The sequence below is a fragment of the Stenotrophomonas sp. genome (assembly GCF_050737075.1).
Taxonomy (GTDB): domain Bacteria; phylum Pseudomonadota; class Gammaproteobacteria; order Xanthomonadales; family Xanthomonadaceae; genus Stenotrophomonas.
Window position 1 is genome coordinate 1 of sequence record NZ_JBOHXV010000140.1, and the last position, 7,951, is coordinate 7,951.

General features: G+C 69.5%; 8 protein-coding genes. All 8 read right to left on the reverse strand.

The window, feature by feature from the left end; all coding sequences use genetic code 11:
• Positions 1–254: 254 nt before the first annotated feature.
• On the reverse strand, positions 255–1,394 hold the full coding sequence (locus ACREPD_RS20980) for a flagellar hook-length control protein FliK (protein ID WP_431601094.1): 1,140 nt from the start codon (positions 1,392–1,394) through the stop codon (positions 255–257).
• On the reverse strand, positions 1,394–1,852 hold the full coding sequence (gene fliJ / locus ACREPD_RS20985; RefSeq protein WP_421571159.1) for a flagellar export protein FliJ: 459 nt from the start codon (positions 1,850–1,852) through the stop codon (positions 1,394–1,396). Before fliJ ends, ACREPD_RS20980 begins: the two co-directional genes overlap by 1 nt.
• 3 nt (positions 1,853–1,855) lie before the next feature.
• Positions 1,856–3,238 (reverse strand): FliI/YscN family ATPase, encoded by a 1,383-nt coding sequence (locus ACREPD_RS20990; protein ID WP_431601089.1) that lies wholly within the window; start codon positions 3,236–3,238, stop codon positions 1,856–1,858.
• The gene (locus ACREPD_RS20995; RefSeq protein WP_431601090.1) at positions 3,235–3,870 is read right to left on the reverse strand and encodes a FliH/SctL family protein; all 636 of its coding nucleotides are present in this window, start codon (positions 3,868–3,870) and stop codon (positions 3,235–3,237) included. The genes ACREPD_RS20990 and ACREPD_RS20995 overlap by 4 nt, the downstream gene beginning before the upstream one ends.
• Entirely contained in the window at positions 3,867–4,853 is a 987-nt protein-coding gene (gene fliG, locus ACREPD_RS21000) for a flagellar motor switch protein FliG (protein ID WP_421571174.1), read from the reverse strand. The genes ACREPD_RS20995 and fliG overlap by 4 nt, the downstream gene beginning before the upstream one ends.
• Before the next feature lie 19 nt (positions 4,854–4,872).
• Complete coding sequence (gene fliF / locus ACREPD_RS21005; protein WP_431601091.1) at positions 4,873–6,519, reverse strand: flagellar basal-body MS-ring/collar protein FliF; 1,647 nt, start codon at positions 6,517–6,519, stop codon at positions 4,873–4,875.
• 12 nt (positions 6,520–6,531) lie between these two features.
• Positions 6,532–6,891 (reverse strand): flagellar hook-basal body complex protein FliE, encoded by a 360-nt coding sequence (gene fliE, locus ACREPD_RS21010; protein ID WP_431601092.1) that lies wholly within the window; start codon positions 6,889–6,891, stop codon positions 6,532–6,534.
• Between the two features lie 299 nt (positions 6,892–7,190).
• Positions 7,191–7,951, reverse strand: a 761-nt coding sequence (locus tag ACREPD_RS21015) for a YadA-like family protein (protein ID WP_431601093.1), incomplete at its 5' end; no start/stop codon positions are given.

Here is a 7,951-nt window from a genome sequence, read left to right on the forward strand (position 1 = left end):
TTTGCGGGGGCATGAGCCGCATGGGTCGGGCGCATGCGCCCGACGGGTTGGGCAGGAGCCCAACCCCGGTCTTGCCGTGTGCGCAGGACAGCGCACACGTGCAAGCGGCGACTGAGCTTACATGGACGTACTTGCAGCGTCCCCCGTAAACCCGCACCGTCCCGCCAAATCAGAGGAGCCGCTGGCTATCGGCTGTTCGCCTGAATGCATGAGGCAGCCGGGCAGAGCCCGGCTCTACGCGATATTTGCAAGGATCAGGCGTACGCGTCTACCAGGCCGCGCTGGCGCATGAGCTGCGATGGGGAGACGGTGGTCTCGACCAGTGCCGGATCTCCGTCGCCGTTGCCGTGGCCTGCTTGGCCGCTGCCGGCTTTGCCGTCCTGCGCGGTGTGCTGCTGGCCTACGTCGGCGTTGCCAAGTTGGAAGCCTTGCTCGTTCAGCATTTCGCGCAGGCGCGGGATGCTGGATTCGAGGGCGTGGCGGACGTCGGCGTGGGCGCTGCTGAAGCTGGCGTGGACCTTGTCGCCGTCCATCTGCAGGCGGACTTCGATCTGGCCCAGGTCGTGCGGGGTGACTTTGATGGTGGCGTGGCCGATCTTCTGGTCCGCCAGCCAGCCGATGCGGGCGCTCATGGCGTCGTCGAAGTCGTCGCCGCCCACGTGCGGGGTGGCGGTGGGCTCGCCCTGGAACGGGGTGCTGGCGGTGGCGGCGGCCTTGAGTTCGGCGGCGGCGTGCAGCGCGTGCAGCAGCGGGGTGGTGGGGGCGGCGTCGGTGTCGGCTTTGGCGTTGGCGATGGCGTCGGTCAGGGCCTTGGGCAGGACGGTGTCTTCGGCAACCTTGGCGTCCAGCGGCAGGGCGATGGGCGCGGCGCTGCTGTCGGCGGCGGTTGCGCCGGGCAACGCCGGGGCTGCCGGGGTGGTCGCGGCGGCGGCCGGCAGCGTCGGCAGGGCGGGATCTGCCTTGGCCAGGACGGCCGCATCTGCGTTGGCGGCCGGGGCTGCCATCACGGTGACCGGCTCGAGGCCCGCCAGGGCCAGGCCGGCGAGGCCGAGCGGCGGCCACGGGGCGGCGTCGGTGTCGTCGGCCGACTCGCTGGTCGCGGTCTTTTCGGTGGTCGCGGTGGCTGGCGTGGCTGTGGGGTCGATGGCCTCGCTCGGCTTGTCGCTGCCGGGGCTGCGCGGGGCGTCGCCTGCGGTGTTGCCGCCGGTGTCGGCGGTGTTGGGTTTGTCGGCGGACGCTTTGGCGGGCGCGTCCTTGCTGGCGCCGTCGGACTTCAGCAGGGCGTCAAAGTCCCGACGGTCGCTGCTACCGCTGCTGCGGGTGCCGGGGCTGGCGGGGGTGGCGCTGCTGCCGGCGGTGGGGCCGGCGCTGCTGCCGAGCAGGGTGGGGGGCATCACGGGGTGTCTCCGCTGTCGGTGTCTTCGCTGCGGGCAAGGCGGCTGCGGCGGGCGCCGAGGTCGTCCATCTCGCGCTGATCGCGGCGGTCGACCAGGACCTTTTCCTGGGCGCGGTAGCTGGCGGCCAGCTGTTCGAGCACGGCCTTGTCGCGGCTGGCCAGGATCAGGCGGGCGCGTTCGGCCTCGACCTTCTCGCGGTTGCTGTCCACGGTCTGGCGTTGCTGGGCAACGGCCGTGTCGAGGCGGTCGAGGAAGGCGCGGCGGTTGAGCAGCTGGGCCGGGCTGGTGGCGGCCATCTGCGCGTTGGCGTACTCCTCGGCGTAGCGGCGGAGTTCTTCGAGGCGCGAGAGGTGGGTATCGAGCACGCGCTGGCGTTCGGCCAGGTCACGGGCGACTTCGTCTTCGTGGTCCTGGGCCCGCTTGAGCAGGGGGTCGATGCGCTTGGACTGGATCATGGCTTAGTTCTCTCTCTCGACCAGTTGCTTCAGTGCCGCCTGGCTGTGGGGCAGGTCGGCGGCCTTGGCCACGTCCTGGCCAAGGAATTCGACGATGTCGGACCAGCGTTCCAGCGCCTCGTCGGTCGCCGGGTCGTTGCCGCGCTGGTAGGCGCCGATGGCGATCAGGTCGCGGTTGCTGGAATAGGCCGAGACCAGGCGCTTGAGTTTGCGAATGCGCAGGCGCCACGGTTCGTCGGCGATTTCCGTGACCACGCGGCTGACCGACGCTTCCACGTCGATCGCCGGGTACAGGCCACTGTCGGCGACGCGGCGCGAGAGCAGGATGTGGCCATCGAGAATGGCGCGGGCCGCGTCGGCGATCGGGTCCTGCGGATCGTCGCCTTCGGTGAGCACGGTGTAGAACGCGGTGATCGAACCGCGGCCCTTGGCGCCGTTGCCGGCGCGTTCGACCAGCGCCGGCAGCTTGGCGAACACCGACGGCGGGTAGCCGCGCGTGGTCGGCGGTTCGCCGACCGACAGGCCGATCTCGCGCTGGGCCTGCGCGAAGCGGGTCAGCGAATCCATCAGCAGCAGCACGTTCAGGCCCTGGTCGCGGAACCATTCGGCAATCGCGGTGGCGCGGTAGGCGCCGTGCAGGCGCGCCAGCGGTGGGCGGTCGGCCGGGCTGGCCACCACCACCGCGCGGCGCAGGCCTTCTTCGCCCAGCGTGCTTTCGACGAAGTCGCGCACTTCGCGGCCACGCTCGCCGATCAGCCCGACCACGATGACGTCGGCGGCGGTGTAGCGGGTCATCATGCCCAGCAGCGTGGACTTGCCGACGCCGGAGCCGGCGAACAGGCCCACGCGCTGGCCGCGGCCGATCGGCAGCAGCGCGTTGATCGCGCGCACGCCCACGTCCAGCGGCTGGGTGATGGGCTCGCGTGCGAGCGGATTGATCGACACGCCGGCCATGCTGACGGTGCCTTCGGCGCGGATCGGGCCCTTGCCGTCCAACGGCACGCCATCGCTGTCGATTACGCGGCCGAGCAGGCCTTCGCCCACTTCGACGCCACCGCGGCCCAGCGAAGGCACCACGCGCGCGTTCGGCAGCAGGCCGTGCAGTTCGGCGCTGGGCATCAGATAGGTGCGTTCGCCGGCAAAGCCGACCACCTCGGCGTCGACCCAGCCGCCATCGGCCACTTCGACCTTGCAGCTGGCGCCCATCGGCGATTCGCAGCCGACCGCTTCCAGAGTGAGCCCGACCGCGCGACGCAGCACGCCTTCGCGGATCAGGCCGCGACCGTGCGCGCCATCGGGCTGGATGCCGTCCAGGCGTGCGGCCAGGCGCAGGTTGCGCGCGGCCGACCAGTCGGCGGCCGGCGGGGGCAGGGATTCGGGGGTCATGCGCTGGCTCCGGATTTGCGCAGCACCGCGTCCAGCGCGCCACGCAGGCGGGCTTCCAGGGTGCCGTCGATGCGCACGGCCTCGGCATGCACGCGCAGGTCGCCGCGGCTCAGGCTGAGGTCGGGGGTGAGGCGCTGGGTGGGCGAGAGCTGCAGCAGCGGGGTCAGCGCGGCGATGTCGTCGGGGTGCAGGCGCACTTCGACCTCGCGGTTGGCGCCGCCCACGGCGTCGACCGCCTCGCCAACCAGCTGCGCAAGCAGGGCCGGGTCGGCCTGGTAGGCGCGGCCGACCAGGGTGCCTGCGATGCGCACGGCCAGTTCGCCGAGCGCGCCGACGACTTCATTTTCCAGCCGCACCAGCGGCCGGCTGAAGTTGTCGAGGATGCCTTCTATCTGTGCGATCAGGCGGCGCACCTCGGCCTGGCCCTGGGCCTGGCCATCGGCGTGACCCTGCTCGAAACCGTCCTTCTCCGCCGCGTCCTGGATCGCCTGGATTTCCTCCAGCGTCGGCAGCTGCAGCAGCGGTTCGGGGTCGTGCTCGACCATCGGTTCGCCGAGGTCGTAATGGTCGTCCTGCGGGGCGGCCGGTTCGGCCAGCAGGTCGGGCGCGAGCCAGCGCACGGCGGTATTCACAGCATCGCCTCCGCGTTGCCACCAATGGTGACGGTGCCCTCATCGGCCATGCGCTTGACGATGGCCAGGATCTCGCGCTGCGCCACTTCCACATCCGACAGGCGCACCGGACCGCGTGCCTCCATGTCTTCGAGCAGGATTTCGGCGGCACGCTGGGACATGTTGCGGGTGATCTTGTCGCGCACCTTGATGTCGGCGCCGCGCAGGGCCAGGCCCAGGCGCTCGCCGCTGACTTCGCGCAGCACCAGCTGCAGTTCGCGGTCTTCCAGGTCGATCAGGTCGTCGAAGACGAACATCTTCTCCTGGATGCGCGCGCTCAACGGCGCGTCGATGCGCGAGATCTCGCCCAGGATCGCCTGGTCCTGGCCGCTGTCCATGAAGTTGAGGATGTTGGCCGCGCATTGCACGCCGCCGATGTTGGACGACTTGAGGTTCTGGTTGCCGGCGAACTGGCGTTCCATGATCTCGTTGAGTTCGTTCAACGCGTTGGGCGGAATGCCGTCCAGCGTGGCGATGCGCAGCAGCACGTCCACCCGCGTACGCTCGGGCAGCAGCTTGAGCGCGTCGGCGGCCTGGTCGGTTTCCAGGTGGGCCATGACGATGGCGATGATCTGCGGGTGCTCGTTGCGGACCAGGTCGGCCACGGCGCGCGGGTCCATCCACTTCAGCGCGTCCAGTCCGGTGGTATTGCGGCCGAGCAGGATGCGGTCGATCAGGTTGCCGGCCTTCTCACTGCCCAGCGCCTGCACCAGCATGTTGCGGATGTAGTCGTCCGAGCCGACGCCGAGCGAGGTCTTGGAGCCCAGTTCGGTGTTGAACTGGTCCATGACCTGCTCGACCTGGTCGCGGGAGATGTCGCTCATGGTGGCCATGGCGATGCCGATCTTCTGCACTTCCTTGGGCTCCATGTGGCGCAGCACATCGGCCGCCTCCACTTCGCCCAGCGAAAGCAGCAGCACGGCAGCGCGCTGCACGCCGGACAACGGGGCGGGAGCGGTGGGATCAATCATTGGCCACCCAGCCCTTGACGACCTGCGCCACCCGCTTCGAATCGCTCTTTACCGCTTCACGCGCCATGCGCAGTCGTTCCTCGTAGGAGTCCACCGGCAGCGCCAGCGGCTCGTGACCTGAGAGATTCACACGGTCTGCCCCAAGCGCGGGCAGGCCCTCGCCGTCGTCCACCAGCTGCACGTTGGCGCTGTGCGGTTCCAGGCTGTCGTCCTTGGTGAGGCGCTTCGGAGTGCCGGTGATGGAGCGCAGCGCCGGGCGCAGCACGCCAAATACCAGTGCCAGCACCACGATGGCGCCGAGCAGCAGGCGCAGGCCGTCCTGCACCTGCGGCAGTTCCCACCACTTCGGGCCTTCGACCGGGGTGACTTCGCGCACGAACGGGGCGTTCATCACCGACACGGTGTCGCCGCGTTCGGCATCGAAGCCCACCGCCTGCTTGACCAGCGCCTCGACGCGGGTGAGTTCGGCCGCCGATAGCGGCTGCTCGGTCGTCTTGCCGTTGGCGCCGGGGCGCGGCACGTTGTCCAGCAGCACCGCCACCGAGACGCGCTTGATGCGGCCGCCCGGCTGGCGTGAGTGCTGCAGGGTGCGGTCCAGCTCGTAGTTGCGGGTGGCGTTGCGTGCGGTTTCGGTCGGCGTGGCGGCGGTGGCCGGTGCAGCCGCCGGGCCCGGCGGGGTGTTGCTGGCCGCACCCGGTACGCCCTGTGGGCCCGGGGTGGTGGTGCTGTTTTCGCTGGTCTGCTCGCTGCGCAGCTTCTGCGGCTCGCCGTTGTACAGCTCGCGGGCTTCTTCGATCACCGAGAAGTCCATGTCCACGCTGACTTCCGGATTGACCCGGCCAGGGCCGGTCATCGGCTCGAGCAGTTCGCGGATGCGCTGGTTGAAGGAGGTTTCCTGGCGGCGCACCTGATCAAACTGGGCCGCGTTCAGGGCGGCCTCGCTGTTCGGGTCGGACACGCTGAGCATGCGCCCACTCTGGTCCACCACGGTGACGCGCTCGGGGGCGAGGTCGGGAATGCTGGCGGCCACCATGTGCACGATGGCATCGATCTGGCCGCGTTCGAGCTGCTGGCCACCGCGCAGTTCCAGCACCACCGAGGCGCTGGCCACGTCACGCTGGCGGGTGAAGGCGCTGGGCTTTGGAATGGCCAGGTGCACGCGCGAATCGCGCACCGGGCGCAGGGTGTTGATGGTGCGCGACAGCTCGGTTTCCAGCGAGTGCTGGTAGCGCGCGTTTTCCATGAACTGGCTGACGCCGAAGCCCGGGTCGCGCTCCATCAGCTCGAAGCCGAGGCGGCCGCTGTCGGTCAGGCCAGAACCGGCCAGCTTCAGCCGTGCATCGTGCAGGTTCTTCTCCGGCACGGTGATGCCGCCGGTGGCGGCGTCCAGCTCGAACGGAATCTGCGCGGCGCGCAGCAGGTCGGTGGCTTCGGCGGTGGCCTTCTGGTCCAGGCCCGTATACAGCGGCACCATGCCCGGCTTCTGCGACCAGAAGAACACGAACAGGCCTGCCGCAACGGCCACGGCGATCATCGCCATCAGGCCGAGCCGACGGGTGATCTGCAGGCTTTGCAGCCGGTCGAACCACTGGCCCGCCTTTTCGGCGTTCAGGGATTCCTTGGTGAGCGACAGGGCCATGCGTATCTATCCTTACAGCGGCATGTTCATCACGTCCTGGTAAGCCTGGACGAGACGGTTGCGGACTTCCACGGTGGCGCGGAAGGCGATCTGGGACTGCTGCGAGGCGACCATCACTTTGGCCAGGTCGGCGCTGGGGTCGCCGAGCTCGAAGGCGCGGGCGAGGGCACCGGACTTCTGCTGGGCGTCGTTGACGCCGGCGATCGCGCCGCGCAGGGTCTCGGTGAAGCTCGGGCCCTGGACGTCCTGCGGCGCGACCAGGCCCTGCAGGGCGTTGGTCTGCGGCGTCTCGGCCAGCGGGCTGACCGGCTGGCCGACCTGGGTCTGGAAGGTGCGGATCTGGGAAAGGATCGAGGTGACGGAGTGGGACATCTGGAGCGTTCCGGCGGTTGGGGGTTTCGAGTGAACTCGTTGCAAGCCCCGTGCCGAAAACGGCTGAGTGGTTCAGCGATGTCGTGGTGGCGGGCGATGTGGGCCCGCCGTGCAATCGGTTGCAGGACCCTCGCGACGGAATGCCGCTGCGTCAGCGTGACGCAGGGCCGGCGCCGGAACCCCGGCGTCGGGAAACCGTCGCCAACGAAACCGGGACGGAAGGGCGATATGCCCGTCCGTCCCGTTCAATCTTCCTTCGTTCCGCCGGTGGGCCGTTCCTGGCAGCGGGCCTGGCGGGCCTAGTTGCCGCCCCAGGTGAAGCCGACGCCAACCCCGTAGGATGTTTCGCCGCCGCTCGTTGCGGCACCGATGGAGCCGGTTGCCCGCGAAGTGAACCGGCGGCGCAGGGTGACTGCGATCGCAGTCTCGCTTTCATACCCGCCCACCCCGACGCCCAGCCAGTTGGCGCCGACATCCGGCATGCCGGCGGTCTGGTTGTAGGCGGCGGCCATCGCGCCCTGCCGGTTGAGCCGGCGGTCCATCTTGTTCAGACGGTTGTCGATGGCATCCAGGCGACCGTCGACGCCGGCGAAGCGATCGTTCATGTCGGTGCGCAGCTGCTCGAGGTCCGCCGATGCCACCCCGCCGCCCGCGCCCAACAGGCTGATCTGCTGGTCGGTATAGGTGTTGGCCGAAGCGAGGGTGGTTGCGGCGGTGTCGTTGAGCTGGCTGACGTTGACCGCATCGGTGTCGTTGGTGCCGGCCGCCACATTGGTGACCTTGCGTTCGGCACCGGCGGCGCCCACCGATACGGTGTTGCTTTCGTCGGCGACCGAGCCGGCGCCAAGCGCCACCGAGTTGGTGGCCGTTGCGCTGGCGGCATTGCCCACTGCGGTGCTGTCAGCCCCCGAGGCAACCGTCCCGGTGCCGAATGCGGTGGCGTTTGCGCCGCTGGCTGCGGAATTTGCGCCGAACGCCATGGCATTGGCGGCGCTCGCGGCACTGTTGAAGCCAACGGCGGTGGACGCAGCGCCACTGGAATTGGCACTGCGTCCTAGAG

Excerpts from the sequence above, each read along its gene's own strand:
- fliF (WP_431601091.1), bottom strand. The coding sequence starts at position 6,519 with ATGGCCCTGTCGCTCACCAAGGAATCCCTGAACGCCGAAAAGGCGGGC.
- ACREPD_RS20990 (WP_431601089.1), bottom strand. The coding sequence starts at position 3,238 with ATGACCCCCGAATCCCTGCCCCCGCCGGCCGCCGACTGGTCGGCCGCG.
- ACREPD_RS20980 (WP_431601094.1), bottom strand. The coding sequence starts at position 1,394 with ATGCCCCCCACCCTGCTCGGCAGCAGCGCCGGCCCCACCGCCGGCAGC.
- fliE (WP_431601092.1), bottom strand. The coding sequence starts at position 6,891 with ATGTCCCACTCCGTCACCTCGATCCTTTCCCAGATCCGCACCTTCCAG.
- fliJ (WP_421571159.1), bottom strand. The coding sequence starts at position 1,852 with ATGATCCAGTCCAAGCGCATCGACCCCCTGCTCAAGCGGGCCCAGGAC.